Origin of the sequence: Nocardioides sp. JS614 (assembly GCF_000015265.1) — a bacterium.
Taxonomy (GTDB): domain Bacteria; phylum Actinomycetota; class Actinomycetes; order Propionibacteriales; family Nocardioidaceae; genus Nocardioides.
The window spans coordinates 2,640,337-2,666,762 of sequence record NC_008699.1 but is presented as its reverse complement, the minus strand read 5'-3'; the positions used below and the strand labels follow the sequence as shown (position 1 = coordinate 2,666,762).

Genomic DNA, 26,426 nt, shown 5'->3' with positions numbered 1-26,426 from the left:
AGCCTTCGGGGGCGCCTACAGCTGGGCGGTGTCCAGCAGCTCGCCGAGCTCCTGGCGGGTCAGGTCCCGCAGCTCCCCGCTGGGCAGCCGGCCGAGGGAGACCGGCCCGATCGCGGTGCGGGTGAGGCGACGCACGGGGTGCCCGACCTGGTCGAGCAGCCGGCGCACGATCCGGTTGCGGCCCTCGTGGATGACCAGCTCGACGATCGACTTCGCCGCCGTCGCCTCGACGATCCGCGCCTTCGAGACCGTGACCGGCCCGTCGTCGAGGGTCACCCCTTCGAGCAGCTGCTTGATTGTGCGTCGGTAGACCTCGCCCTCGACCTCTGCGACGTAGGTCTTGTCGACCTCGTAGGAGGGATGCGCCATCCGGTGCGCGAAGTCGCCGTCGTTGGTCAGGAGCAGCAGCCCCGACGTGTCGGTGTCGAGACGACCGACGTGGAAGAGCCGCTCCGGGCGATCGGCGACGAGGTCGGACAGCGTGCGCCGTCCCTCCGGGTCCGACATCGTGGACACCACACCGCGGGGCTTGTTCAGCACCAGGTAGACCTTCTCCGACACCGGTGGCAGCCGCTTGCCGTCGACCCGGATCACCGCGGTCCGCGGGTCGACCTTGGTGCCGAGCCGGGTGACGACCTCGCCGTCGACGACGACGTGCCCCTCGAGCATCAGCTCCTCGCACTTGCGCCGCGACGCGACGCCGGACTGGGCGAGCAGCTTCTGCAGCCGGACCAGGCCGTCGTCGTCGGACTCGATGCCCGGGGTGGTCACGTGGGCTCGGTCCCCCCGTCGGGCTCGGTCCCGTCGCCGCTGTGCGGGGAGTGGGGGTGCCCCGGCTGCGGCTCCGGCTCGGGCGCCGCCTCGGTGGCGGTCTCGGTCGGGTGCGGCGCCGCCATCTCGGCGAGCTCCTCCTCGAGGTCGTCCATGTCCGGCAGGTACGGCGCCAGCTCGGGCAGGTCGTCGAGCGAGGTGACCCCGATCCGCTCGAGGAAGTAGGTCGTCGTGCGGTAGAGGTTGGCCCCGGTCTCGTGGTCGTGGCCGGCCTCCTCGACCAGGCCCCGGGTCAGCAGCGTCCGCATCACGCCGTCGACGTTCACCCCGCGGATCGCCGACACCCGGGCACGGGAGACGGGCTGCTTGTAGGCGACCACGGCCAGCGTCTCCAACGCGGCCTGCGTCAGCCGCGCCTGCTGACCGTCGAGCACGAAGCCTTCCACGACCGCGGCGTACTCGTCGCGGGTGTAGTAGCGCCAGCCCCCGCCGACGTGCCGCAGCTCGAAGCCCCGGCCCTGCTCGGTGTACTCCACCGCCAGCCCCTCCAGGGCCGTGCTCACCTCGGCGACCGGGTAGCCCGCCGCCGTGGCGAGCGTCATCGTGTCCATCGGTTGGTCGGCGATGATCAGCAGCGCCTCGAGTGCCGGCCGCAGCTCGGCCACCGGGACGGCGAGCGTCTCGGCCGCCTCCGTCGTCTCGGCCGTGATCTCAGTCGTCATCTGGTCCTGCGCCTCCGGCTGGGTCGGCTGGGTCTCCGGCTGGGACTCGGTCATCGCTCTCTCCCTCCGGCACGGCACTCGGCTCGGGCGGCGCGCCGTCGAACTCGTCGGTGATCAGCTCGTCCACGTCGGCGTCGTCGTCTCCCGTCCACCGTACGGTCAGCTCGCCGAGCGGTGTCACCTGGTCGAAGGCGACCGCGCCCTCGCGGAACAGCTCGAGCAGCGAGAGGAACCGCGCCACCGTCGTCAGCCGGTCCGGGGAGTCACCGCACAGGGCGCGGAACGTCATCGTGCCGCTGCGCCGCAGCCGGTCCACCACGAGCGCGGCCTGCTCGCGCACGCTCACCTTGGCGGCGTGGATGTGCTGCAGCGAGAGCTCCAGGACCGGCTTGGGCTCGAGCGCCTTGGCGGCCAGCTGCGCGAACTGCTCCAGCCCGATGCCGATCAGCACCTCCGGCAGCAAGCCGGCGTACCGCTCCTCGAGCCCGACCGCGCGCGGGTGCCGCCGAGACTCCGACGCCAGGCGGGTCGCGAGCACGGCGGCGACCTGCTTGAAGGCGCGGTACTGCAGCAGGCGGGCGAACAGCAGGTCACGAGCCTCGAGCAGGGCGAGGTCCTCCTCGTCCTCGACGTCTCCCTGCGGCAGCAGCCGCGCGGCCTTGAGGTCGAGGAGGGTCGAGGCGACGAGGAGGAACGACGTCGTCTGCTCGAGGTCCCACTGGGCGGGGTTGTCGGGTGAGCCGCCCGCCCTGACGTGGGCGATGAACTCGTCGGTGACCGTCGAGAGCGAGACCTCGGTGATGTCGAGCTTGTGCTTGGCGATCAGGTTCAGCAGCAGGTCGAACGGCCCCTCGAAGTTGTCGAGGCGCACCTCGAACGCCGGCGCCTCGCCGCTGCTCTCGACCGGCGCGGCGGTCATCCCTCGGTCAATCGTCGGACCAGCGCACTGTCGTCGCCCTGGGCGTCGAAGTCGGCCAGCGCCAGCGCGATCGCCTCCCGCACGATCCGCCCGCGGTCCACCGCGAGGCCGTGCGAGCGGCGCAGGAGCAGCCGCGCGTGCTCGAGGTCGAGCAGCTCGTCGGAGGTGACGTAGACCGTCATCTTCTCGTCGTGCCGGACCCGGCCGCTGGGCTTCTTGGCCCCGCCGCTGCGTTCGTCCGCGCCGACCGCCGCCGAGTCGTCCGGCGCGCCGCGGTCGGCCGCGGGCGGGGCGGTCGGCCGGAACAGGTCGTCGGCGGCGGGGAGGCTGACCCGTCGGCTCACTCCGTGGTCCCCCCGGTGTCAGGCCCGGTGTCAGGCCCGGTGTCAGGCCCGGTGTCGCGCTCGGTGTCACGGCCGGCGGCGGGCTCGGAGTGCGTGCGGGCGAGCACCTCCTTGGCCAGCTGCCGGTAGGAGTCGGCGCCGGTCGACGCGGAGGCGTAGGTCGTGATCGGCTCCCCCGCGACGGTGGAGTCGGAGAACTTCACCGTGCGCCGGATCACCGTGTGGAAGACCTTGTCGCCCCAGGCCTGGACCAGCCGCTCCATGACCTCGCGGCTGTGCAGGGTGCGGCCGTCGTACATGGTGCCGAGCACGCCGTCGATCTCCAGCTTGGGGTTGAGCCGCTCGCGGACCTTGTCGATGGTGGTCTTGAGCAGCGCCACGCCGCGCAGCGCGAAGTACTCGCACTCGAGCGGGACGATCACTCCGTCCGAGGCGGTGAGCGCGTTGACCGTCAGCAGGCCCAGGGAGGGCTGGCAGTCGATCAGGATGATGTCGTACTCCGCGATCGCCGGCGCGAGCACCCGCTGGAGGGTCTGCTCCCGGGCCACCTCGTGCACGAGCTGCACCTCGGCCGCGGACAGGTCGATGTTGGAGGGCAGCAGGTCCATGCCCGAGACGACGGTCGGCACGATCACCTCGTGCAGGTCGACGTCGCGCTGCATGAGCAGGTTGTAGATGGTCAGGTCCATCTCGTGCGGGTTCAGGCCGAGCCCGACGGACAGCGAGCCCTGGGGGTCGAAGTCGACCAGCAGCACCTTGCGGCCGAGCTCGGCGAGCGACGCGCCGAGGTTGATCGTCGTGGTGGTCTTGCCTACGCCGCCCTTCTGGTTGCACATCGACACCACCCGGGCCCCACCGTGCGCGGGGACCGGCCCCGGCTCGGGGAGGAAGGGCAGCGGACGGCCGGTCGGGCCGAGCTCGGGGGGGTCCGCCTCGACGGACGGACGCTCGAAGGGCAACGGGTCGGCCACGGGCAGGTCATCTCCGGGTTCTGGGGTGTGGTCGTCGGTGGGGGCTGGGGTGCGGATCAGCGGGGGCATCGCGCCGGCGACGCTCCCGGCCGGGCCGGACGTTCCTTCGAAGGCGCCGCCTGCAGTCATCCCCGCTCCTCACCGACTTGTCGACACGACGACATGTTGCCGACCCGCGGGCGACTCTAGGACCGGGCTCCGACACCGACAACCCGAAGGCGGAAACCCCCAGGCCGTCGGGGAAATCTGTTGATGGAGTGTGCACTCGCCCGGCGCTGGATGCACAGGGCCGGCGCGCCTGTGCACAGGCCTGTGGAGGACCGACGTGCGGCTCAGGCGCCGTACACGAGGTCGACGTAGTCGGGGTGCTTGCCGATCCAGCCCTTGATGAACGGGCACAGCGGCAGCACCTTGCGTGCACCGCCGGCTCGCACGTCGTCGAGGGCGAACCGGGCCAGCGCCGATCCGACGCCCTTGCCCTCGAACTTCTCGAAGACCTCGGTGTGGGTGAACGTGACCAGCTCGTCGGTCAGCTGGTACTCGGCGAAGCCGGCGAGCTCGCCGTCGATGTGGGCCTCGTAGCGGCTCCGGGCGGAATTGTGGGAAGTCGCGACGTCGGTCATGCCACCGACTCTAGACTGGCCCGGTGCGCCCACGTGCGGCCGTCCTGGCCCTGCTCGCGGGGTTGCTCACGGGGGGAACGATCGCGTCCGGGGCGACCCCTGCGTCCGCGCGCCCCGCGCCGGTGGAGCGCACCGGTACGACGTTGACCGCCCGGCTGGCCCCGCCGGTGGTGACCGTCGGCGAGCCGAGCGCGCTGGTGGCACGGGCGACCCCGGTGCGGGCCGGGCGCTCGTTCACGCTCCAGCGCCTGGTCGGGACCTCTTGGACCGTCGTCGACGCCTCGATCGGGAACGCTCGCGGCCGCGCCGTCGTCCCGCTCGACACGAGCGTCGCGGGGCGGCAGGTGCTGCGCGTGGTCGCGGAGGCGACCGCCGACCTGCCTCGCAAGGTCTCCTCCCAGCTGACCCTCAAGGTCTACACCGCCGCCTCCTGCACTCCCCGGATCGCGCTCGTGGACCGCGCGGCCGACCCTGCGGCCCGCTGCCTGGCCGCGCGCCTGGACCGCTGGCGCTCCGCGGGCCTGATGGGCGTCGGTCAGCAGCTCAACGTGTCGAACATCGACTACCTCGCCCCGCTCACGGCGCTCGCACCCCGCCGGGTCTCGGTCGTCGGCTTCGACCTCGAGGAGCTGGCCGCCGGCGAGACCTACCAGTTCCCCGCCCCGCCCCTCGACACCTTGGTGACGCTCGCGCAGCAGGGAGCCGTCCTCTCGGCCTCCTGGCACACCACGAACCCGCACACCTCGCGACCGGCCTGGGACCGCAGCTGGACCTCACTGGACGCCCTGCTGAGCACCACTTCCCCGGAGGGCGCCCGGTTCTGGGCCGACTTCGACGCCAAGCTGGCGCTGCTCCAGCGCTTCCAGGAGGCGGGGGTCGCGGTGGTCTTCCGGCCGTTCCACGAGGCGAACGGCGGCTGGTTCTGGTGGGGCAAGCCCGACCCGGCGACGTACAAGCGGCTCTGGGCGATGATGCAGCAGCGCGCCTGGGCAGCAGGCGTCCACAACGTGGTGTGGGCCTACTCCTTCGCCGCCCGCACCTGGTCCGGGATCCGGGCCCCCGAGCGGCTGCTGCCGGCGCGCGTCGACGTCGCCGGCATCGACAGCTACGACCCGGAGGGACCGGCCGCCGACGCCCGCGACCGGCTCGACCTGACCGGCTACGCCGCCGTCGCGGAGCAGGTCACGCGCCTGGCCCTGACCGAGGTCGGCCCCGAGAGCAGTGCGGCCGGCGACTGGAACCCCGCCGTCATCTCGCGCACCGCCCGGGCGCTGACCCCGAGGCCGGTGTGGGCGATGCTGTGGTTCGACGACACCGCCGGCAAGAAGCAGCTCTCCTCGCTCACCGGTGGGGTCCCCTGGCTGGACTCCTGCCCGAACGCCCTGTGCTACCTGCGCTGAAGCCCCGCTCGGGTCCCGGCCGCAGCTGACGCGCCGACCGCAACCACGACGTCGGACCATCACGCCCGGATCGATCCCGCGGCCCGAGCGGCGACGAAGTCGAGGCGGGAGACGCGGCCGGTCAATCGCCCAGGCGTCGCATCGCCACCGTGCGCAGCACCAGCTCGCCGGCCTCGTCGGAGGCGTCCAGGTCGGCCTCGGCCTCGATCACCCAGTCGTGGTGGCCGGCGGGGTCGTGGATCGTCTGGACGACCTCCCAGGTCCGTGCCGACGGCGCGATCCTCAGCAGCGACGGACCCCGTGCGTCCGCGTCCAGCCGCACCCGGTCGTGCTCGGCGAAGTAGTCCTCGATCGCGGCGTCCCAGGCCGACCGAGGCATGCGGATCTCGGCCGGCGGGTCGGTGCGGTCGGCGGCGGCCCGCTCGAGCGCCATCAGCCCGTCGAGGTCGTCGCGGGCGACCAGCTCGACCCGCCGGAACATCGCGTTGCGGACCATGACCCGGAAGGCCCGGTCCTGCTGGGAGATCGGCCGCGGCGACGGCGGTGGCTCGTGGTGGCTGACGTCCCTGCGCGCATGATCGGGGTCGGCGAGGGCCTCCCACTCGTCGAGCAGCGAGGAGTCCGTCTGCCGCACGGTCTCCCCCAGCCACTCGACCAGGTCCTCGAGCTCGGGCGTCCGGTGCTGGTCCGGGACGGTCTGGCGCAGGGTGCGGTAGGCGTCGGTCAGGTAGCGCAGCACCAGCCCCTCGGACCGGGCCAGCTGGTAGCGGCCGACGAAGTCGGTGAAGCTCATCCCCTGCTCGTACATCTCCCGCACGATCGACTTCGGCTGGAGCGCGTCCTCGCGGAGCCACGGATGCCGCTCCCGGTAGATCTCGTAGGTCGCCTCGAGCAGCTCCGCGAGCGGCTGTGGCCAGGTGACCTCCTCGAGGAGCGCCATCCGCTCGTCGTACTCGAGGCCGTCGGCCTTCATCTCCGCGATCGCCTCGCCGCGGGCGACGTGCTGCTGCTGGAGCAGGACCTGCCGCGGGCCCTCGAGGACCGCCTCGACCACCGAGACGAGGTCCAGGGTGTAGGTCTCCGACTCCGGGTCGAGCACGTCGAGTGCCGCGAGCGCGAAGAGCGCCAGCGGCTGGTTGAGCGCGAAGTCGGGAGGCAGGTCGACGGTCAGCACGTAGCGGCGGCCCCGGTCGTCCGGTGTGTCGAGCCGGGTGAGCACCCCGGAGCGCAGCAGGGCGCGCGCCAGCCGCAGCGCCCGCCGGGCCAGCCGGAGCTGTTGGCGCCGGTCCTCGTGGTTGTCGAGGAGCAGGCGGCGCAGCACCGGGAAGGCGTCCTCCTCGCGGGCCAGGACGTTGACGAGCATCGCGTTGTCGACCTTCATCCGCGAGGTCAGCGGCTCCGGCTGGCCCGCGACGAGCTTGTCGAAGGTCTGCTCGCTCCACACGACCGTCCCCTCGGGCGGCTTGCGCAGCTGCGCCTTGGACTTCTTCTTCCCGGCCGCCTGCCGAGCGGCGACCTTCGCCTTCGCCAGCTCGTTCTCGATGACGTGCTGCGGTGCCTGGACCACCACGAACCCGGCGGTGTCGAAGCCGGCCCGGCCGGCCCGGCCCGCGATCTGGAGGAACTCCCGGGTCCGCAGGATCCGCTGCCGGCTGCCGTCGAACTTCGCGAGGCCGGTGAACAGCACGGTCCGGATCGGCACGTTGATGCCCACGCCCAGGGTGTCGGTGCCGCAGATGACGCTCAGCCGGCCCTCCTGGGCCAGCTGCTCGACCAGGCGTCGGTACCGCGGGAGCATCCCGGCATGGTGCACCCCGATGCCGCGCCGCAGCAGCTTGGACAGGGTCTTGCCGAATCCGGCCCCGAAGCGGTTCGCCGCCAGCCGGTCCCCGAGGTCGGGCTTGGGCAGCCAGCTCGCACCGAGCAGCCCGGTGGCCTGCTCGACCGCGTCCTTCTGGGTGAAGTGCACGACGTACACCGGACCCTGCCCGGTGGTCACGAGCTCCTCGAGGGTCTCCGCGAGCGGTGTCATCACCCAGCTGAAGCTCAGCGGGACCGGGCGTACGGCGTCGGCCACCACGGTGGTCTCGCGTCCGTTGCGCCGGGTCAGGTCGGCGGCGAGCTCGGACATGTCCCCCAAGGTGGCCGACATCAGCAGGAACTGGGCCTGCGGGAGCTCCAGCAGCGGCACCTGCCAGGCCCAGCCGCGGTCCGGCTCGGCGTAGAAGTGGAACTCGTCCATCACGACCAGCCGGACGTCGGCGCGGGAGCCCTCGCGCAGCGCGATGTTCGCGAGCACCTCGGCGGTGCAGCAGATGATCGGCGCGTCGGGGTTGACCGACGCGTCGCCGGTGAGCATGCCGACGTCCTCGGCCCCGAACTCCTCGACGAGCGCGAAGAACTTCTCGCTCACCAGTGCCTTGATGGGCGCCGTGTAGAACGACACCCGGGGGCTCCCACTGGGGGCTTCGCCCCCAGACCCCCATTTCCCCCGGGAAGCCCCACTGGGGGCTTCGCCCCCAGACCCCCATTCCGGGCCACCCTCCAGGGCGATCCGATGCGCGGCCTCGGCGACCAACGACTTGCCCGACCCGGTGGGCGTGGCCAGCACGACGTTGTCGCCGGCCAGCACGGCAAGGATCGCCTCCTCCTGGTGCGGGTAGAGGGTCAGCCCGCGCGCGGTGGCCGCGGCGGTGATTTCGTCGAGCAGGTCGGCCACGGCCGCTCAGTCGCGAGCGCGCGGATGGGCGGTGGCGAAAACCTCGCGCAGGTTGTCCACCGTCACGAGGGTATAGACCTGGGTGGTGGTCACCGACGCGTGGCCGAGCAGCTCCTGCACGACGCGGACGTCGGCCCCACCGTCGAGCAGGTGGGTGGCGAAGGAGTGTCGCAGCGTGTGCGGCGACACGTCCCGGGTGACGCCGGCCCGCTCGGCCGCCCGCACCAGCACCGCCCAGGCCGACTGCCGCGAGAGCCGGCCACCGCGCGCATTGAGGAACAACGCGCCCCCGGTGACGCGCGCCGAGGCGGCCACCAGCTCCGGACGACCGCGCACGAGGTAGGCGTCGACCGCCTCCCGGGCGTAGGAGCCGACCGGGACCAGCCGCTCCTTGCCGCCCTTGCCGCGCAGCAGGACGGTCCCCTCGACCCCGGACTCTCCCCAGTCGAGGTCGTCCACGTCCAGGCCCACGGCCTCCGAGATCCGGGCGCCGGTGCCGTAGAGGACCTCCAGCAGCGCCCGGTCCCGCAGCGCGAGGGTGGTGCCGGGAGCGCCCGCCGCCTCCAGGATCGCCTCGACGTCGGCGAGCGGCAGGGCCTTCGGCAGCCGCTTGGCCGGTGTCGGCGGCTTCACCGCGCTCGCCGGGTCGGTCGCGGCGAGGCCGTCCGCGACCGCGAACCGGTGGAAGCCGCGCACGGCCACCACGGTCCGCGCGGCGGAGGTGGCGCTCAGCGCCGGGTGGTCCCGGTCGCCTTCCCTCAGCCGCACCAGGAACGCCGCCACCGTGCCCTCCGTGACGTCGGCCAGGTGCTCCACGCCGCACTCGGCGAGGTACTCCTGGTAGCGCCGCAGGTCGCGCCGATACGACGTCAGCGTGTTCGTCGCGAGGCCGCGCTCGACCGTCAGGTGGTCGAGGTAGGTCCGGACCGCGCGCGCGACGTCGTTCGACGCTGGGTCGTTCACGTCAGGACGGAGTCCAACGGGTCGGCCGCGACCCCGACCGCCGCACCCACGGCCGCGTTCGTGAGCCGGCCCGCGTGGGTGTTCAGGCCGAGGGCCAGGCTGTGGTCGTCGCGGCTGGCCTGCTGCCAGCCCTTGTCCGCGACGGCGACGACATAGGGCAGCGTGGCATTCGTCAGCGCGTAGGTCGAGGTGTTCGGGACCGCCCCGGGCATGTTCGCCACGCAGTAGAACGTCGAGTTGTGCACCTGGTACGTCGGGTCCGCGTGCGTGGTCGGCCGGGTGTCCTCGAAGCAGCCGCCCTGGTCGACCGCGATGTCGACGAGGACCGAGCCGGGCTTCATCCGGGAGACCAGCTCGTTGCTGACCAGCTTGGGCGCGGCGGCCCCGGGGATCAGCACCGCTCCGATGACCAGGTCGGCCTCGGTGACCTGCTGCTCGATCGCCAGCTTCGAGGACGCGAGGCCGTGCACCCGGTTGTTGTAGCGCCAGAACGACATCCGCAGCTTGTCCAGGTCGTTGTCGAGCAAGGTGACGTCGGCCCCCATGCCGAGGGCGATGTTGGCGGCGTTCTGGCCCGAGACGCCGGCACCGATGATCACGACCTTGGCGTTGGCGACGCCACCGACACCCCCCATGAGGACGCCGCGGCCGCCCTGGGCCCGCATGAGGGAGTAGCCCCCGACCTGGGGCGCCAGGCAGCCGGCGACCTCGGACATCGGGTACAGCAGCGGCAGGCCGCCCGACGGCAGCTGCACGGTCTCGTACGCGATCGCGGTGACCTTGGTGTCGAGCAGCTTGTCGGTCAGCCTCTTGTCCGCCGCGAGGTGGAGGTAGGTGAACAGGGTCAGCCCCTCGCGCAGCCGGTGGTACTCCTCGGCGACCGGCTCCTTGACCTTGAGGACCAGCTCGACGTCGCCCCACGTGCTGTCCGCGTCCGGGACGATCTGCGCCCCGGCCGCGGCGTACTCCTCGTCGTGGATCGAGGAGCCCTCACCGGCACCGCGTTCGATGTACACCTGGTGACCGTGCGCGGTCAGCTCGTGCACACCGATGGGCGTGATCGCCACCCGGTACTCGTTGTTCTTGACTTCCTTGGGGACGCCCACCTTCACCGCATCGCTCCTTCAGTTCTCAGCGCCACGCCGTTGTGGCTGCGCGAGCCTACTCCCGGCGAGCGTAGATCCGGGTGAGCTCCCGGAAGAGGTCGGCCCAGCCGTGCGCGACCTCGCTGGCACCGAGCGAGAGGATCCGTAGCCGCTCGCCCGCGGCGACGGGCTCCTGGGAGAGCACGACGACCGGTGCGCGCAGGTCCTCGCGGCGCATCGTCGTCAACAGCTTCTCGGCCACCGGTGCGCCGTCGCTGCCCGCGGCCAGGTCGGCGATCACCAGGTCGGCTCGGTCCTGCCGCAGCCACGCGACCGCCTCGGCCGCGGAGCCCACCTGCACCATGCGGGTGCCCGCGTCGCCCCCACCGGCCGCCTCGGCCAGGACGGTGCGACCGAAGGCGACGTCGTCGGCGCTTGAATCGACCCACAGCACGGTCCGTGCGGCCAGGACGGCACCGAGCTGCGCCCGCGGGTTCGTGGCGGCGTGGATGGCCTCGAGCACCCGGTCGAAGCCTGACCAGTCGCTGCCCCCGGCGGTGTCGAAGGTGATCGTCCCGAGCCCCTCGTGCTGGTGCAGGTAGCGCGCCTGGTGCGGTGCCACGTCCGGCAGCACGGCGTACGCGACCGGTGGGTCGTCCTCGCGCTGATCGATCATCGCCAGCACCTCGGAGCGCAGCTCGTTGAGGTAGGCGTCGGTGAACGACACGCCCAGGAAGAGGACCGTGCTGGTCGCGAACAGTGACCGCAGGAAGGTCATGTACGCCGGGCTGCTGTAGAGCCGGTCCCGGTAGTCACGTTGGGTGAAGACGACCGTGTCGCCCAGGGGCCCGACCTCGCCGTGCAGCTTCACGACCGGCGCGCCGGGTGACTCCGCCGTCCAGTACCGCGGCTCCCACCACCGGTGCGGTGGGTCGCGCAGGATCTGCTGGTAGGCGTCCGGCCCGGGCACGCTGCCGACCAGGAACGGATCGAAGTTGGTGGTCAGGATCGCGTCGAAGGGGATGCCGGCCAGCAGCCGGCGGCGCGCGGCGATCGCGTCGGGGCGCCCCTCCGTGGCAAGGATGCCCGCGAGCGCCGGGTCGAACGCCTCCCCCATCGCGGTGTGCAGCACCTGCGCCGCCGCCTCGAGGTCGCGCGATCCCCCGTGCTCCACGAGCTGGGCGACCCAGGCCGAGGTCTCCTCGTCCAGTCCCGCCCGATCCGCCAGACCACGCAGCAGCACCTGCCATGCCGGCACGGCGGGGGCGGCGAACCCGGCGCCCACGAACGCCACGCACCGGCCGGCGACGATCTGGTCGACCAGGTGCTGGGGCACCACGGTGCCGCTGTCGGTCGCCAGGGTCTCGGCCGGGGTCTCGGGACGCATAGGTGGAACCGTAGGCGTTCGCGGGGCTGCGCGTCCGTACGACCCGCTAGCGACGCTAGTGGCGGCGCGCCCCGGTCAGGAGCACGGCCAGGGCCAGGTGGGCGTCGGCGAGGCGGCCGGCGACGACCGCCTCGTGCAGCTCGGCGAAGGGCACCCAGCCGACCACCATCTCCGCCTCCTCGTGTTCAGGCCGGAAGTCGCCCCGACCGACCTCGCGCAGCCCCTCGGCGAGGAAGTAGTGGCCCTGCTCGGCGGTGAATCCCGGGGAGGAGTACGCCGACGCCAGATGGGTCCACCGGTCCGCCTCGAACCCGGCCTCCTCGACGAGCTCACGGCGCGCCACCTCGGCGGCGTCCTCCCCGTCGACGTCGCACAGGCCCGCAGGCAGTTGCACGAGGTTGCGGGCCACGGCGTGCCGGTACTGCCACAGGCACAGCACCCGGTCCCGGTCGTCCACGGCGAGCACCACGGCGGCGCCGGGGTGCTCCACCACGACCCGGGAGAACGCCGGCTCCCTCGGGTGGCCGGGTCGGCGGACCTGGTCCCGGCGCACCTTCACGACCCAACCGTCGCCGTCGTAGGGATAGCCGCTGTCCTCGACCGGCCACGCCTCGGGCCGGTCGGCGAGCTCGGGCACCCGTTCCTCCGTCGTCGGGCTCAGTCCTCGTCGGGCTCGGGCTCGCGGCGCAGCCCGGTCTCGTCGATGGGGAACCGCAGCTCGCGCTGGCGCTCGATGGCCGCGCCGACCAGGCCCGCGAACAGCGGATGCGGCCGGGTCGGGCGGGAGCGCAGCTCGGGGTGCGCCTGCGTGGAGATGTAGTAGGGGTGCGTGTCTCGCGGCAGCTCGACGTACTCCACCAGGCTGTTGTCCGGCGAGGTGCCGGAGAAGACCAGACCGGCCTCCTCGAGCTGGTCGCGGTAGGCGTTGTTGACCTCGTAGCGGTGCCGGTGCCGCTCCTCGATGAGGCTGCTGCCGTAGACCTCCCGGGCGATCGAGCCGTCCTTGAGGGCCGCCGGGTACAGGCCCAGCCGCATCGTCCCGCCGAGGTCGCCGGCGCCCTCGACGAAGGCCTTCTGCTCGGCCATGGTCGCGATAACCGGCTCCGGGGTGTCGGGGTCGAACTCCGTGGACCCCGCCTTCTCCAGCCCCACCACGTTGCGGGCGTACTCGATCACCATGCACTGCAGGCCCAGGCACAGCCCCAGCGTGGGGATGCCGTGCGTGCGGGCGTAGGTGAGCGCACCCAGCTTGCCCTCGATGCCGCGTACCCCGAATCCGCCGGGCACGCAGATCGCGTCGACGTCCTGCAGGTTGCGCGCCGCTCCGGCCGCCGTCTGGCACTCGTCGGAGGCGACCCACCGCAGCTGGACCTTGGCCTCATGGGCGAAGCCGCCGGCGCGCAGTGCCTCGGCGACCGACAGGTACGCGTCGGGCAGGTCGACGTACTTGCCGACCAGCGCGACCGTCACCTCCTCCTTCGGATGGTGCACCCGGCGCAGCAGGTCGTCCCACACCGTCCAGTCCACGTCGCGGAAGGGCAGGTCGAGCCGGCGCACCAGGTACGCGTCCAGGCCCTCGCGGTGCAGCACCTTGGGGATGTCGTAGATCGACGGCGCGTCCGCGCACGTGACCACCGCATCCTGGTCGACGTCGCACATCAACGAGATCTTCTTCTTGATCGACGGCGGGAGCTCGCGATCGGCGCGGCAGACGACGGCGTCGGGCTGGATGCCGACCTGACGCAACGCGGCCACCGAGTGCTGGGTGGGCTTGGTCTTCAGCTCACCCGACGGCCCGATGTAGGGCACCAGGGAGACGTGCAGGAAGAAGCAGTTCTCCCGCCCGATGTCGTGGCGCACCTGACGGGCGGCCTCGAGGAACGGCAGCGACTCGATGTCGCCCACGGTGCCGCCGACCTCGGTGATCACCACGTCGACGCTCCGGCCGTCCTCGCCGGTGCCGCCCATGGCGAGGATCCGCTCCTTGATCTCGTTCGTGATGTGCGGGATCACCTGCACGGTGTCGCCCAGGTAGTCGCCGCGGCGCTCCTTGGCGATCACGCTGGAGTACACCTGGCCGGTGGTGACGTTCGCGATCTGGCTCAGGTCGGTGTCGAGGAACCGCTCGTAGTGCCCGATGTCGAGGTCGGTCTCGGCTCCGTCGTTGGTGACGAACACCTCGCCGTGCTGGAACGGGTTCATCGTCCCCGGGTCGACGTTGAGGTAGGGGTCCAGCTTCTGCATGGTGACGCGCAGACCGCGCGAGCGCAGGAGGCTACCGAGGCTGGAAGCCGTCAGGCCCTTCCCGAGCGAGGAGGCGACGCCTCCGGTCACGAACACGTGCTTGGTGGGCGTCGCCTGGTTCACGGAACTCCATCCTACGTCAGAGGAACGGTTCCGTCCGACCCCGACGCACCGAAGGACCCACCCTGGACCGACATCGACCGGATCAGGGCGAGCACGGCGGTCACCTGGCCCAGCACGGTGTCGGCGCCGTCGACGGTCGCCACCTGGTCCGCGACGGGCGTGGACCGGAGCCCGGCCAGGTCGCCCGACCCGGCCGCCGCGGCCGTGTCACCGGTGACGACGACGCCGACCGCCTTCGCGGCGATCCCCGAGAGCAGGCCGGACAGGATGGCGGGATTGGCCGACTTGCCCAGGACGACCAGCACGACCGGTGCGCGGACCGCCTCCTCCGGAGAGCTGAGCAGCTCGGCGCCGGCCAGGCTCTGCCGCACGGCGACCGCGTCGGTGCTCGGCCGCTCCGGGGACGTGACCGCGAGGCCGACCAGCTCGCCGAGACGGACGTACGTCGAGGCGTCCGCGGTGACCGCACCCGTCCCGAGCTGCTTCGCCAGCTGGCTGCCGAGGGTGTCGACGAGCGACTTCTCCGTGGGGTCGGTGAGCGTCGGCTGCACGTCGTAGGTGCCGGCGACCCGGCCGCCGGCCGCCTCGACCTGGGCTCCGAGCGCACTGACGACCTCACCGCTGGCCCCGGGCATCCGCAGCAGCGAGACCGGGTGGTCGCGCAGGCGGCCGTCGTAGAGTGCGGCGGCACTGGCCGCCGCGAAGTCGTCGCCGAAGGTCGCGCTGCGCACCGCGGCGCGCCCTTCCCGGGTCGTCGCCGAGGCGGGTTGGTCGTCGCGGCCCAGCTCGGAGAGCGGTCCCCCGCCCAGGGCGACGCCGACCGCGAGGGCCAAGAAGACGGCGACGAGCGAGACGATGTGGTGGCGGTAGGAGATCACGGGAGCAGTCCTTGCAGGGTCTGGGCCAGGGCATCGGCCCACTCCTGGCCCACCGGCGTGACGCCGACGGCCGCGCCGAGGGCGATCAGCCCGGAGAGCATCACCAGGAGCAGGTGCCGGGGGCGCACGCGCCCCGCGTACAGATGGGGTACGGCGGCAGCGTCCACGAGCCGCTGCCCGACCTTGAGGCGGGTCAGGTACGTGCTGGCCAAGCCGGCGCGCTGGCTGTCCAGGAGCTCCTCGAGGCTGGCTCGCAGTCCGACCCCGACGATCAGCGCCGCATCGGCCGCGGCCACCAGCAGCAGCGCGGCGTCCTCGGGGGTCGCGCCCGACTCGAAGCGCAGCGGCCGCACCCCGAGACGCTCGAGCTGGTCGACCGCGGAGCGGCCGGCGCCACGGTCGGTGCGCACGACCACGTCGCGGGCGGCCTTGAGCGCCTTCGCGGCCGGGGTATCGCCGTCGTCGGCCCCGGCGTCGAGCACCACCACGTCCGCGCGCAGGCCCGCCGCACGCAGCACGTCGGCGCCGCGGCCGACCGCCACGAGGACCGGCTGCTGCTCGCGCACGAAGGTGCGGACCAGTGCCAGCTCGCGGGCGTGCTCGTGCCCGGCTGCGACCACGACGACCGGCTGGCCCGCCACCCGGGTCGCCAGCCGGGGCACCCCGAGGCCGTGCAGGAGCAGGTCCTGCTCGCGCCGCAGGAACTCGGTGGTGTTGTGGGTGAACGTCTCGAGGTGCGCGGTCAGGCCCTCCCGGGCCGACGTGAGCTCCCGGGCAACGGTCTCGCCGTCCACCTGCCGGCCGACGGCGACCGGCCGGTCCGCCACGAGGACCGATCCTCCGTCGACCCGGACCACTTCGCCGTCGGTGATGGCGGCCAGGCCGGTGCTGCCCACCCGGTCGACGATCACGATCCCCGCGGTGGCCAGCACCTCGGGGCCGAGGCTCGGGTAGCGACCGGAGATCATCGGCGCGGCGTTGACGACGGCGACGACACCGGCGTCCACCAGGGCCTGGGCGGTCGTCCGGTCGAGGTCGGCGTGGTCGAGCACGGCCACGTCGCCGGCGTGCAGCCGCGGCAGCAGGGCGCGGATCCGACGGTCGACGCGAGCGGTGCCGACGACGCCGGGGCGGCCGGCCGTCGGGCGTTGTCGTACGGGCATCCTCATGACCGCGTCCATGCTGCCAGGCGGTCCGCGCCGGCCCCGGCATCGTCGGACTCCGGGCGCGTCGGCCGCCGGAGAGTCACGGGCTCAGCTCGTGGCCGCCCGGGCCTCCTGGGCGACGTCGAGGAGCTCCCGCGCGTGCGCCAGCGCGGTGTCGGAGTCAGCGAGGCCGGCGAGCATGCGGGACAGCTCCCGCTCGCGCTGCTCGTCGTCGAGCACGGTCAGCCCGGAGCTCGTGACCGTGCCGTCCGAGGACTTCTCCACGACGACATGGCGATCGGCGTAGGCAGCGACCTGGGGCAGGTGGGTGACGACGAGCACCTGAGCACTCCGCGCCAGCTGCGCGAGCCGGAGGCCCACCTCCACCGCCGCGGCACCCCCGACGCCGGCATCGACCTCGTCGAAGACGAAGGTGGGCACCGGGCTGGTGCCGGCGAGGGCGACCTCGAGCGCCAGCATCACCCGGGAGAGCTCGCCCCCCGAGGCACCCTTGCTGAGCGGACGGGGATCGGACCCGGTGTTGGCCGCGAGCAGCAGTTCCACCTCGTCGGTGCCGGAGGCGGTGTGCCGCAGCCAGCGGCCGTCCACGAGCAGTGGACCGTGGGTCCCCGGGGCGGGCGCGTCGACCTCGTGCTGCCGCACGTCCACGCTCAGCCGGGCGTGCGGCATCGCCAGCAGGGCCAGCTCGGCGGTCACCTCGTCGGCGAGCCGGCCGGCGGCCTCGGCCCGGGCCGCCGACAGGGCGAGCGCCGCGACACCCAGGTCACGGCGCAGGCCCGCCTGGGCCGTGCGCAGCTCCTCGATCCGGTCGTCGGTGTGGTCCAGCTCGAGCAGACGGGCCGCGGACCGCTGCGACCAGGCCAGCACCTCGTCGATGGTCTCGCCGTACTTGCGGGTCAGCGCGGTGAGCGCCGCACGGCGTGCGGAGACCGCGGCCAGGCGTGCCGGGTCGGTGTCGATCCGGGTGGCGTAGGACGCGACGTCGGCGGCCAGGTCGGAGAGCAGGTAGGTGAGCTCGGCGAGGCGGTCGGCGAGCTCCCCAGCCTCCGCGTCGTGCTCGCGGACGCCGTCCAGCAGGGTCCGCGCCGCGGAAGCGGTCGCCAGCGCGTCCGGGTCGCCCTGCTCGCTGGAGAGCGCCTCCCGGGCCTGCTCGGCCGCCGACCGCAACGTGTCGGCGAAGCCGAGCCGGGACTCCTCGGCCGCCAGTACGACGTCCTCGCCGGGCTCTGGGGCCACCGCCTCGATCTCGCCGAGGCCGAATCGGAGGAGGTCGGCCTCCTGCGCGCGCTCCCGGGCGCTGGCGACCACCTCGTCGAGCTCCCGCTCGGTCGCCTCGAGCCGCTGGTGCAGGTCGGTGTACGTCGTCAGCAGGTCGGCCAGGGTGTCTCCGCCGAACCGGTCCAGCGCCTCGCGCTGGGCTCGGGTCCGCAGCAGCCGGTGCTGGTCGGACTGCCCGTGGACGGCAACGAGTGGCTCGGCCACGGCGGCCAACGCGGACACCGGCACCGAGGCGCCGCCCACGTAGGCCCGCGAACGGCCCTCCGCCGAGACATTGCGGGCCAGCACCACCCGGTCGTCCTCGACCTCTCCGCCGGCCTCGTCGACCGCGGCGGCGAACGCCGCGAGGTCGCCCACGCGGACCACACCCTCGACGCGGGCGGTTCGGGCGCCGGTGCGGACCGCGCCGCTGTCGGCGCGACCGCCCAGCAGCAGGCCGAGGGCCGTCACGATCATGGTCTTGCCGGCCCCGGTCTCACCGGTGATCACGGTCAGGCCCGGTCCGAGCTCCAGGGTCGAGGAGTCGATCACCCCGAGTGAGCTGATCCGGATCTCCTCAAGCATCGCGGTCCCTGGGGGCGGACTCCTGGGCGAGCCGGCGGCGCCGCTCCGTCGATCCGCGCCAGCCGGCCACCGGGAGCCCGAACTTCGCGACCAGCCGGTCGGTGAACGGTGCCTGGTGCAGCCGGACCAGGCGGACCGGCTTGGCGCCGCGGCGCACCTCGATCCGGGCGCCGGGCGACAGGTCGACGGTCCGTCGTCCGTCGCACCACAGCACCCCGGCGCCGTCGGTGCGGGCCAAGACCTCCACCGCCAGGACCGACGACGGTGACACCACGAGCGGCCGGGCGAACAGCGCGTGCGCGCTGATGGGCACCATCAGCAGCGCCTCGACGCCGGGCCAGACGATCGGTCCGCCGGCGCTGAAGTTGTAGGCCGTCGAGCCCGTCGGCGTTGCGCAGACCACACCGTCGCAGCCCCAGCGCGACAGCGGGCGGCCGTCGACCTCGACGACGACCTCGAGCATCCGCTCGCGGGCCGCCTTCTCGACGCTGGCCTCGTTCAGCGCCCAGGTGTGTGTGACCACCTCGCCGTCGCGGTGCACGGTGACGTCGAGGGTGAGCCGGTCCTCCGCGGTGTAGCGGCGGTGCACGATCGCCTCGATGGTGGACTCGAGGTCGTCGTACTCGGCCTCGGCCAGGAACCCGACGTGGCCGAGGTTGACGCCCAGGACGGGTACGCCGGAGTCATGGGTGATCTCGGCGGCGCGCAGGATCGTGCCGTCGCCGCCGACGACCAGCACCAGCTCGCAGCCGGCGCTCGCGTCGCCGCCCACTATGACCTCGACCGAGGCGGTGTCCAGGCCGAGCTCGACAGCTTCGTGGGCGAGCACCCGGACCACCAGGCCGTGGGTGGTGAGGGCCTTGACGAACGCGCGCGCGACCTCGCGCGCGTCTTCCCGCCCGATGTGGGCGAGGAGCAGCACGCGGCGCGGCTGGGCCGGGTCGCCGGTCATCACGGGTCCACCCTCTCACCCGGCACCCCCGACGGTGCTGCGGCGCGCACCGCGGTGTGGATCGCGGCCTCGTCCAGCTCGGCGGCCCCGCGGCGGAGCCAGAGGAAGAACTCGACGTTGCCCGACGGACCGGGCAGCGGGCTGGTCGCGATCATCCGGGCGCCCCAGCCGCGGGCGGCGGCCGCTGCCGCGACCCCGGTGACCGCCTCGGCACGCAGCCCCGGGTCGCGGACCACGCCGCCCTTGCCGACCCGGTCCTTGCCGACCTCGAACTGCGGCTTGACCATGAGCGCCAGGTCCCCGTCGGGCTCGGTGACGCCGAGGAGCGCGTCGAGCACCAGGGCCAGCGAGATGAACGACAGGTCGCCGACCACGAGGTCGACCCGACCGCCGATCGTCTCGGGGACCAGCTCGCGGACGTTGACCCGGTCGTGCACGGACACCCGCTCATCCTGCCGGAGCCGCCAGGCGAGCTGCCCGTAGCCGACGTCGACAGCGACGACCTGCGACGCACCGTGCCGGAGCAGCACGTCGGTGAACCCGCCGGTCGAGGCTCCCGCGTCCAGGCAGCGCCGCCCCGCGACGACGAGCCCGGCGGGCTCGAAGACCGCCAGGGCGCCGGCGAGCTTGTGCCCGCCGCGGGACACGTAGTCGGGCCGGTCCGGGTCGTCGAGCACGACGATGGCGACGTCCGTGGTCACCCCGGTCGCGGGCTTCGTCGCAACCGCGCCGGTCACCTTGACCCGGCCCTGCCCGATCAGCTCGCTGGCGTGCTCACGCGAGCGCGCCAGTCCCCGGCGGACCAGCTCGGCGTCGAGGCGCAGGCGTCGCGGCGGCACGAGGGGAGGCTCAGGCCGGTTCGGTGGAGTCCAGGGCGCGGCGGAGCCGGTCGTGGGCCGCCTCGAAGACGCCGACGTGCTCCTCGATCGGACGCTCCTCGAGCTCCTCGACCGCCGCGATCACCTCGTCCACGTCGGCCACGCCCGTGCGCACGCGCTCGGGCTCCGACGGGATCGTCTCCGGCTCGTCGGGGACGGGGAGGTCCGGGTCCTCGCTCATGTCGCCGAGGCTACCGCGCGGGGGCCTCGAGACCCGACACCAGGACCGGATCCCCGGTCCGGTCCAGGTGCGCCCAGGCCGCACTGGCGACGACGCGCCACCAGTCCGCCGGTTCGCCTCCACCCGTGACCCGTAGGCCGTCCGAGTCGGCCCGAGCGCGCCACCCGCCGAGCGTGAACTCGCCGTCAGCCTGCACCGGCGCGGCCTGCCGCTCCAACAGCCCGCTCAGGTCGGGGGCGAGGTAGGTGGGCCGCAGCGGTTCGGGGGCGGCGACCAGCTCCTCGAGGCCCGTGACGCCGGTCAGCACCAGCAGCGAATCGAGACCGGCGACGCGGGCGCCTTCGATGTCGGTGTCCAACCGATCGCCGACCATCAGCGGGCGCCTGCCACCGACCCGCCGGACGGTCTCGTCGAGGAGCGGGCGGGCAGGCTTGCCGGCGACGGCGGGATCGACAGCGGAGAACCGGCGCAGCATGTCCACCTGCACCCCGTGACCAGGCGCGACCCCGAATGCGGCCGGGAACGTCAGGTCGGTGTTGCTCGCGACCCAGGGCAGGCCGTCGCGGATGCGCACCGCGACCCGCATGATGTCCCGCCAGCGGACGTCGGGACCGTAGCCGGTCACGACGGCCGCTGCCTCGTCATCGGGGCCCACGGGCACCAGGCCGACGGCGTCCACCGCCTCCCGCAGGCCCTCGGCTCCGAGGCACACCACGCGGGCGCCGGCGCCGACCCGCTCGAGCACCAGGTGCGCGGCCGCCTGGGCCGACGTGACCACGTCCGCGTCCTCGGCCGGGACACCGAGCTCGGACAGGTGCGCGGCGACGGTGCCGGGCGACCGGGCCGCGTTGTTCGTGATGAACGCCAGCCGCATGCCGGCAGCGCGGGCGGAAGCGAGGTGCTCCGGCGCGCGCGGCACCGCGTCCCCGCCGACGTAGACGACCCCGTCGAGGTCCAACATGGCCAGGTCGTAGGCCCGACACAGGACCTGCTCCGACGTGCCGAGCACACGCACCTCCTCCGGGACCGACTGTGCTCGCACCCTACGATGCTTCGATGGACGCCGACGCCGTGGTCACCCCTCCCCACGGCGCGGGGTCCCTGCGGCTCGTGCCGTTCCGCGGCCTGACCCTGGCGCCGCGGCGGATCGGCGGCCTGGCCTCGGTGCGCGCCTTCACCCGCCCCTATCGGACCGTGCCCGAGCGCCTGGACCGTTGGGAGCGCCGGGGGCAGGTGACCCACGACCAGCAGCCGGCGGTCTACCTCCACGAGTACACCGCGGGTGGGATCACCGTCCGCGGCCTGGTCGGCGGGCTCGACCTCTCCTGCCGGGCCGGGAGCCACGAGGAGGTCGCGGTGCTCCCCCACGAGGGGATCCATCCCGCGCAGGTCGACCAGCTCGCGGCCCGGATGGTGGAGATGCAGATCAACCCGGCGCCGATCCTGCTGGTGTACCGCGGGTCCGTGGACAGCCGGCAGCTGATCGCGCGGGTACAGGCCCGCCCGCCCCAACTGGCCTTCGTCGACCGGGCCCAGCAACAACACCGCATCTGGGCCGTCCGGGCCGCAGACGAGATCGCCGGGATCGACGCCGCGCTGCGCGACACTCGCGCGTTGATCGCGGACGGGCACCACCGCTACGCCGCGTACCTGCGCCTGCAGGAGCTGCAGCCGGGCCCGGCCACCGACTCGGGCCTGGCGATGTTGGTCGACCAGGACGACACGCCGCTGTTCCTCGGCGCGATCCACCGCGTGTTCGGTGGGGTCACGGTCGCGGCCCTCCAGGGGGCCGCCGAGCGGGTCGGTGCGCGGTTCGAGAGCACCGACGCCCGCCGTGGCGTCGCGGCCCTGGCACCGGACACCGTCGTGGCCAGCGACGGCGCGCAGTGGGCCGTCCTGCGCCCCGCGCTCGATCACGACCGCGCGGTCGTGGAGTGGCTGCACCAGGACCTGCTCCCGGCGTTGCCGCACCCGCCTACGAGCACGTCGTACCTGCATGCCGTGGACGAGGCGCTGGGCGCCGTCCGGCGCCGTCGAGGGGTCGCGGTGCTGATGCCCGCTCCCGACGTCTCTCAGGTGCTCGCGATCGCGGGCGCGGACCGGCTGCTCCCGGAGAAGGCCACCTCCTTCCAGCCCAAGCCGAGCGTGGGAGTGCTCATCCGGTCGCTGCGCGACGGATGACGCGCCCCGACGCCATCTCGACCTCGACGCGGGAGACCACCGCACCACCGGCGCGGAAGAAGCGCCGCCGCAGGGACCCGGTCACCTCCACGACGTCGTCGGCACCCCAGCCGCTCACCGACCGGCGCGCCCGCGGCGACCAGGCCGCGCACTCCACGGCATCCACGCTCTGCCGGGATCGCTCGCGCGCCGAGCGTGGCACCACGACCCGGAACGTCCAGACCGAGTCGCCACTGGGCAACACCCGCTCCGCGGGTGCCTGGGAGATCCTTCCGACGAGGCGCACCTCGTTGGCGGTCGTCGCGGTCTCCTGGGTCCTCTTCGTGGTCATCTCTCACCACCTCCGGGCCCCACGCTGGTCGAGCGCACCGACGGTGCCGGCCCGGCCTCGGTCGGGCTGGGGAGATCCGGGTCCGGCGAGCCGCTGTGGATGGCCGGCGGGCCGAGCACGGAGGCAAGCCGATGTCGAGCCCCGAAATGCAAGTAGGGCCACCCCCAAGGGGGTGGCCCTACTCGAAAAGTATGTCCGGCGGCGTCCTACTCTCCCACAGCCTCTCGGTTGCAGTACCATCGGCGCTGAAAGGCTTAACTTCCGGGTTCGGGATGGGACCGGGTGTTTCCCTTTCGCTATGGCCGCCGTAACTCTTGCGGATGATGTGCCGCGGGTGTGTGCACGCGGGCATCGTCCAAGCCATTGTTCAGTTGAATGATCATGGTGGGTGTTGGATGTGGACGCGAGACAGTTGTCTTGTAGGTTTGGTTGAGGGTTTGTGGGACAAGCCCTCGGCCTATTAGTACCGGTCGGCTGGGCATTGCTGCTGTACACCTCCGGCCTATCAACCCAGTGTTCTGCTGGGGGCCTTACCCCCTCGAGGGGGTGGGAAACCTCATCTTGAAACGTGCTTCCCGCTTAGATGCATTCAGCGGTTATCACTTCCGAACGTAGCTAACCAGCCGTGCCCCTGGCGGGACAACTGGCACACCAGAGGTTCGTCCATCCCGGTCCTCTCGTACTAGGGACAGCCTTTCTCAAGTTTCCTGCGCGCGCGGCGGATAGGGACCGAACTGTCTCACGACGTTCTAAACCCAGCTCGCGTGCCGCTTTAATGGGCGAACAGCCCAACCCTTGGGACCTACTCCAGCCCCAGGATGCGACGAGCCGACATCGAGGTGCCAAACCATCCCGTCGATATGGACTCTTGGGGAAGATCAGCCTGTTATCCCCGGGGTACCTTTTATCCGTTGAGCGACCACGCTTCCACATGCCGTGGCCGGATCACTAGTTCCGACTTTCGTCCCTGCTCGACATGTCTGTCTCACAGTCAAGCTCCCTTGTGCACTTACACTCGCCACCTGATTGCCAACCAGGCTGAGGGAACCTTTGAGCGCCTCCGTTACATTTTAGGAGGCAACCGCCCCAGTTAAACTACCCATCAGGCACTGTCCCTGAACCAGATAATGGTCCTAGGTTAGACATCTAGTACGACCAGAGTGGTATTTCAACGTTGACTCCACCCCGACTGGCGTCGAGGTTTCACAGTCTCCCACCTATCCTACACAAGCCGAACCAAACACCAATACCAAACTATAGTAAAGGTCCCGGGGTCTTTCCGTCCTGCCGCGCGTAACGAGCATCTTTACTCGTAGTGCAATTTCGCCGAGTCCACGGTTGAGACAGCGCCCAAGTCGTTACTCCATTCGTGCAGGTCGGAACTTACCCGACAAGGAATTTCGCTACCTTAGGATGGTTATAGTTACCACCGCCGTTTACTGGGGCTTAAGTTCTGAGCTTCGCACACACAAGGCGTGCTGACTCGTCCCCTTAACCTTCCAGCACCGGGCAGGAGTCAGTCCGTATACATCGTCTTACAACTTCGCACGGACCTGTGTTTTTAGTAAACAGTCGCTTGGGCCTGGTCTCTGCGGCCATCACCGCTTCCCGGAGCAAGTCCGGTCACGGATCCGGCCCCCCTTCTCCCGAAGTTACGGGGGCATTTTGCCGAGTTCCTTAACCATGGTTCGCTCGATCGCCTTGGTATTCTCTACCTGATCACCTGAGTCGGTTTGGGGTACGGGCGGCGCATAGCTCGCTAGAGGTTTTTCTCGACAGCATAGGATCACCCACTACTCCATACGGATCGGCATCGGATCTCAGGGCCGGCATCCAAGCCAGCGGTCCGGATTTACCTGGACCACCCCCTACATCCTTACCCGTGGACAACCATCGCCACGGTTGGGCTACCTTCCTGCGTCACCCCATCGCTTGACTACTACCAGATCGGGTCCCGCGCTCCCCTCACCCGCCTCACCCCGAAGGGATCGGTCGAATGAGCTTCGGGCGGTTAGCATCACCGGGTTCGTCATGGGCGCTACTTTGCCGGTACGGGAATATCAACCCGTTGTCCATCGACTACGCCTGTCGGCCTCGCCTTAGGTCCCGACTTACCCAGGGCAGATTAGCTTGACCCTGGAACCCTTGATCATTCGGCGCAGGAGTTTCTCACTCCTGATTCGCTACTCATGCCTGCATTCTCACTCGTGTCGCATCCACCCCTGGATCACTCCGAGGCTTCACTCGCGACACGACGCTCCCCTACCCATCCACACACCCGTTAGGGCTGCTCCACACAAGGTGGGCGTGAATGCCATAGCTTCGGCGGATGACTTGAGCCCCGCTACATTGTCGGCGCGGAATCACTTGACCAGTGAGCTATTACGCACTCTTTCAAGGGTGGCTGCTTCCAAGCCAACCTCCTGGTTGTCAATGCGACTCCACATCCTTTTCCACTTAGTCACCGCTTAGGGGCCTTAGCTGATGGTCTGGGCTGTTTCCCTCTCGACTACGGAGCTTATCCCCCGCAGTCTCACTGCTGCGCTCTCACTTACCGGCATTCGGAGTTTGGCTAACGTCAGTAACCTGGTAGGGCCCATCGGCTATCCAGTGCTCTACCTCCGGCAAGAAACACACAACGCTGCACCTAAATGCATTTCGGGGAGAACCAGCTATCACGAAGTTTGATTGGCCTTTCACCCCTATCCACAGGTCATCCCCTCAGTTTTCAACCTAAGTGGGTTCGGTCCTCCACGCGGTCTTACCCGCGCTTCAACCTGCCCATGGATAGATCACTTCGCTTCGGGTCTTGATCGTGCTACTCAACCGCCCTATTCGGACTCGCTTTCGCTACGGCTCCCCCACACGGGTTAACCTCGCAACACAACGCAAACTCGCAGGCTCATTCTTCAAAAGGCACGCCGTCACCCCCACACAAGGCAGAAGCTCCGACGGATTGTAGGCACACGGTTTCAGGTACTATTTCACTCCCCGCCAGGGGTACTTTTCACCTTTCCCTCACGGTACTTGTCCGCTATCGGTCATCAAGGAGTATTTAGGCTTAACGGGTGGTCCCGCCAGATTCACACGGAATTTCAGGGGTTCCGTGTTACTTGGGATACCACTCAACAGTCGGAAGCTTACACTTACGGGGCTATCACCCTCTCCGGCGCCACTTTCCAATGGACTTCAACTTCACTTCCGATTTCTTACTGTCTGAGAAGCCGGCAGACTCCCCCAAGTGGTCCCACAACCCCCCATGCGCAACCCCTGCCGGGTATCACACGCATAAGGTTTAGCCTCCTCCGATTTCGCTCGCCACTACTCTCGGAATCACTATTGTTTTCTCTTCCTACCGGTACTGAGATGTTTCACTTCCCGGCGTTCCCTCCACACACCCTATATATTCAGGCGCGGGTAACACGACATGACTCGTGCTGGGTTCCCCCATTCGGACACCCCCGGATCACAGCTCGGTTGCCAACTCCCCAGGGCTTATCGCAGGCTCCTACGTCCTTCATCGGCTCTTGATGCCAAGGCATCCACCATGTGCCCTTCATAGCTTGTCTCACAAACACTCAACAAAAACTACAAAGACCCTGACACCACCACCACCCCCTCACCGGGAGCAACCAGCGGCGTCAGGAAAGTGACCGGACCCTGGTGAAGGTCCGATCACAGATGCTCGCGTCCACTATCCAATTCACAAGATCCACACCCACCACAGCCATCACGTCCCACGACGC

22 protein-coding genes and 2 rRNA genes are annotated in these 26,426 nt (G+C 70.9%); 2 read left to right on the top strand and 22 right to left on the bottom strand.

The window, feature by feature from the left end; translation table 11 throughout:
* Nucleotides 1-15: 15 nt before the first annotated feature.
* From NOCA_RS14130 to NOCA_RS14105, 6 genes are all read right to left on the bottom strand, one after another.
* A complete protein-coding gene (locus NOCA_RS14130; protein ID WP_011755942.1) occupies nt 16-771 on the bottom strand; it encodes a pseudouridine synthase in 756 nt (251 codons plus the stop codon).
* Nucleotides 768-1,493, bottom strand: a complete 726-nt coding sequence (gene scpB, locus NOCA_RS14125) for an SMC-Scp complex subunit ScpB (protein ID WP_011755941.1) — start codon at nt 1,491-1,493, stop codon at nt 768-770. Before scpB ends, NOCA_RS14130 begins: the two co-directional genes overlap by 4 nt.
* Nucleotides 1,483-2,412 carry a segregation and condensation protein A gene (locus NOCA_RS14120; protein ID WP_011755940.1) on the bottom strand — a complete coding sequence of 310 codons (930 nt, stop codon included), beginning with the start codon at nt 2,410-2,412 and terminating at the stop codon, nt 1,483-1,485. The genes scpB and NOCA_RS14120 overlap by 11 nt, the downstream gene beginning before the upstream one ends.
* Nucleotides 2,409-2,756, bottom strand: a complete 348-nt coding sequence (locus NOCA_RS14115; RefSeq protein WP_011755939.1) for a hypothetical protein — start codon at nt 2,754-2,756, stop codon at nt 2,409-2,411. Before NOCA_RS14115 ends, NOCA_RS14120 begins: the two co-directional genes overlap by 4 nt.
* Nucleotides 2,753-3,733 (bottom strand): ParA family protein, encoded by a 981-nt coding sequence (locus NOCA_RS14110; protein ID WP_443189697.1) that lies wholly within the window; start codon nt 3,731-3,733, stop codon nt 2,753-2,755. The genes NOCA_RS14115 and NOCA_RS14110 overlap by 4 nt, the downstream gene beginning before the upstream one ends.
* A 326-nt stretch (nt 3,734-4,059) precedes the next feature.
* Nucleotides 4,060-4,350: a GNAT family N-acetyltransferase gene (locus NOCA_RS14105; protein ID WP_011755937.1), complete on the bottom strand. Its 291-nt coding sequence runs from the start codon at nt 4,348-4,350 to the stop codon at nt 4,060-4,062.
* A 23-nt stretch (nt 4,351-4,373) separates the two neighbouring features.
* Here NOCA_RS14105 and NOCA_RS14100 point away from each other — a divergent pair, with 23 nt between their 5' ends.
* Nucleotides 4,374-5,750 carry a glycoside hydrolase family 26 protein gene (locus NOCA_RS14100; protein WP_011755936.1) on the top strand — a complete coding sequence of 459 codons (1,377 nt, stop codon included), beginning with the start codon at nt 4,374-4,376 and terminating at the stop codon, nt 5,748-5,750.
* 121 nt (nt 5,751-5,871) lie between these two features.
* Here NOCA_RS14100 and NOCA_RS14095 read toward each other — a convergent pair whose 3' ends face one another.
* From NOCA_RS14095 to NOCA_RS14035, 13 genes are all read right to left on the bottom strand, one after another.
* Nucleotides 5,872-8,469 carry a DEAD/DEAH box helicase gene (locus tag NOCA_RS14095; RefSeq protein WP_011755935.1) on the bottom strand — a complete coding sequence of 866 codons (2,598 nt, stop codon included), beginning with the start codon at nt 8,467-8,469 and terminating at the stop codon, nt 5,872-5,874.
* 6 nt (nt 8,470-8,475) lie between these two features.
* Nucleotides 8,476-9,432 carry a site-specific tyrosine recombinase XerD gene (gene xerD, locus NOCA_RS14090; protein WP_011755934.1) on the bottom strand — a complete coding sequence of 319 codons (957 nt, stop codon included), beginning with the start codon at nt 9,430-9,432 and terminating at the stop codon, nt 8,476-8,478.
* Nucleotides 9,429-10,544, bottom strand: coding sequence for an alanine dehydrogenase (gene ald, locus NOCA_RS14085; RefSeq protein WP_011755933.1), 1,116 nt, complete (start codon nt 10,542-10,544; stop codon nt 9,429-9,431). Before ald ends, xerD begins: the two co-directional genes overlap by 4 nt.
* Nucleotides 10,545-10,593: 49 nt before the next feature.
* Nucleotides 10,594-11,904 carry an SIR2 family protein gene (locus NOCA_RS14080; RefSeq protein WP_011755932.1) on the bottom strand — a complete coding sequence of 437 codons (1,311 nt, stop codon included), beginning with the start codon at nt 11,902-11,904 and terminating at the stop codon, nt 10,594-10,596.
* A gap of 55 nt (nt 11,905-11,959) precedes the next feature.
* Nucleotides 11,960-12,541, bottom strand: a complete 582-nt coding sequence (locus NOCA_RS14075; RefSeq protein WP_011755931.1) for an NUDIX domain-containing protein — start codon at nt 12,539-12,541, stop codon at nt 11,960-11,962.
* Between the two features lie 20 nt (nt 12,542-12,561).
* The gene (locus tag NOCA_RS14070) at nt 12,562-14,271 is read right to left on the bottom strand and encodes a CTP synthase (protein ID WP_011755930.1); all 1,710 of its coding nucleotides are present in this window, start codon (nt 14,269-14,271) and stop codon (nt 12,562-12,564) included.
* Nucleotides 14,272-14,282: 11 nt separating this feature from the next.
* Complete coding sequence (locus NOCA_RS14065) at nt 14,283-15,149, bottom strand: copper transporter (protein WP_011755929.1); 867 nt, start codon at nt 15,147-15,149, stop codon at nt 14,283-14,285.
* A complete protein-coding gene (gene steA / locus NOCA_RS14060) occupies nt 15,146-16,318 on the bottom strand; it encodes a putative cytokinetic ring protein SteA (RefSeq protein WP_041547641.1) in 1,173 nt (390 codons plus the stop codon). Before steA ends, NOCA_RS14065 begins: the two co-directional genes overlap by 4 nt.
* An 84-nt stretch (nt 16,319-16,402) precedes the next feature.
* Nucleotides 16,403-18,157: a DNA repair protein RecN gene (gene recN, locus NOCA_RS14055; protein ID WP_011755927.1), complete on the bottom strand. Its 1,755-nt coding sequence runs from the start codon at nt 18,155-18,157 to the stop codon at nt 16,403-16,405.
* Entirely contained in the window at nt 18,150-19,109 is a 960-nt protein-coding gene (locus NOCA_RS14050; protein ID WP_011755926.1) for an NAD kinase, read from the bottom strand. Before NOCA_RS14050 ends, recN begins: the two co-directional genes overlap by 8 nt.
* The gene (locus NOCA_RS14045; RefSeq protein ID WP_011755925.1) at nt 19,109-19,948 is read right to left on the bottom strand and encodes a TlyA family RNA methyltransferase; all 840 of its coding nucleotides are present in this window, start codon (nt 19,946-19,948) and stop codon (nt 19,109-19,111) included. The genes NOCA_RS14050 and NOCA_RS14045 overlap by 1 nt, the downstream gene beginning before the upstream one ends.
* Before the next feature lie 10 nt (nt 19,949-19,958).
* On the bottom strand, nt 19,959-20,168 hold the full coding sequence (locus NOCA_RS14040; protein WP_041546548.1) for a hypothetical protein: 210 nt from the start codon (nt 20,166-20,168) through the stop codon (nt 19,959-19,961).
* 10 nt (nt 20,169-20,178) lie between these two features.
* A complete protein-coding gene (locus NOCA_RS14035; RefSeq protein WP_238383353.1) occupies nt 20,179-21,210 on the bottom strand; it encodes an HAD-IIA family hydrolase in 1,032 nt (343 codons plus the stop codon).
* Between the two features lie 14 nt (nt 21,211-21,224).
* On the opposite strand from NOCA_RS14035, the gene NOCA_RS14030 reads away from it, so the two are divergent.
* Complete coding sequence (locus NOCA_RS14030; RefSeq protein WP_011755923.1) at nt 21,225-22,349, top strand: DUF1015 family protein; 1,125 nt, start codon at nt 21,225-21,227, stop codon at nt 22,347-22,349.
* Here the strand turns inward: NOCA_RS14030 and NOCA_RS14025 are convergent.
* From NOCA_RS14025 to NOCA_RS14015, 3 genes are all read right to left on the bottom strand, one after another.
* A complete protein-coding gene (locus tag NOCA_RS14025) occupies nt 22,324-22,680 on the bottom strand; it encodes a single-stranded DNA-binding protein (protein ID WP_011755922.1) in 357 nt (118 codons plus the stop codon). The two genes, NOCA_RS14030 and NOCA_RS14025, sit on opposite strands and share 26 nt — an antisense overlap.
* Before the next feature lie 193 nt (nt 22,681-22,873).
* Nucleotides 22,874-22,990 (bottom strand): 5S ribosomal RNA (rrf, locus tag NOCA_RS14020).
* A 130-nt stretch (nt 22,991-23,120) separates the two neighbouring features.
* Nucleotides 23,121-26,249: ribosomal RNA gene (locus tag NOCA_RS14015) — 23S ribosomal RNA — on the bottom strand.
* Nucleotides 26,250-26,426 lie beyond the last annotated feature (177 nt).

Coding starts and splice junctions, on each gene's coding strand:
- NOCA_RS14080 (WP_011755932.1), bottom strand. CDS start 11,904: ATGCGTCCCGAGACCCCGGCCGAGACCCTGGCGACCGACAGCGGCACC.
- scpB (WP_011755941.1), bottom strand. CDS start 1,493: ATGACGACTGAGATCACGGCCGAGACGACGGAGGCGGCCGAGACGCTC.
- NOCA_RS14030 (WP_011755923.1), top strand. CDS start 21,225: ATGGACGCCGACGCCGTGGTCACCCCTCCCCACGGCGCGGGGTCCCTG.
- NOCA_RS14040 (WP_041546548.1), bottom strand. CDS start 20,168: ATGAGCGAGGACCCGGACCTCCCCGTCCCCGACGAGCCGGAGACGATC.
- NOCA_RS14050 (WP_011755926.1), bottom strand. CDS start 19,109: ATGACCGGCGACCCGGCCCAGCCGCGCCGCGTGCTGCTCCTCGCCCAC.
- NOCA_RS14025 (WP_011755922.1), bottom strand. CDS start 22,680: ATGACCACGAAGAGGACCCAGGAGACCGCGACGACCGCCAACGAGGTG.
- NOCA_RS14105 (WP_011755937.1), bottom strand. CDS start 4,350: ATGACCGACGTCGCGACTTCCCACAATTCCGCCCGGAGCCGCTACGAG.
- steA (WP_041547641.1), bottom strand. CDS start 16,318: ATGAGGATGCCCGTACGACAACGCCCGACGGCCGGCCGCCCCGGCGTC.
- NOCA_RS14120 (WP_011755940.1), bottom strand. CDS start 2,412: ATGACCGCCGCGCCGGTCGAGAGCAGCGGCGAGGCGCCGGCGTTCGAG.
- recN (WP_011755927.1), bottom strand. CDS start 18,157: ATGCTTGAGGAGATCCGGATCAGCTCACTCGGGGTGATCGACTCCTCG.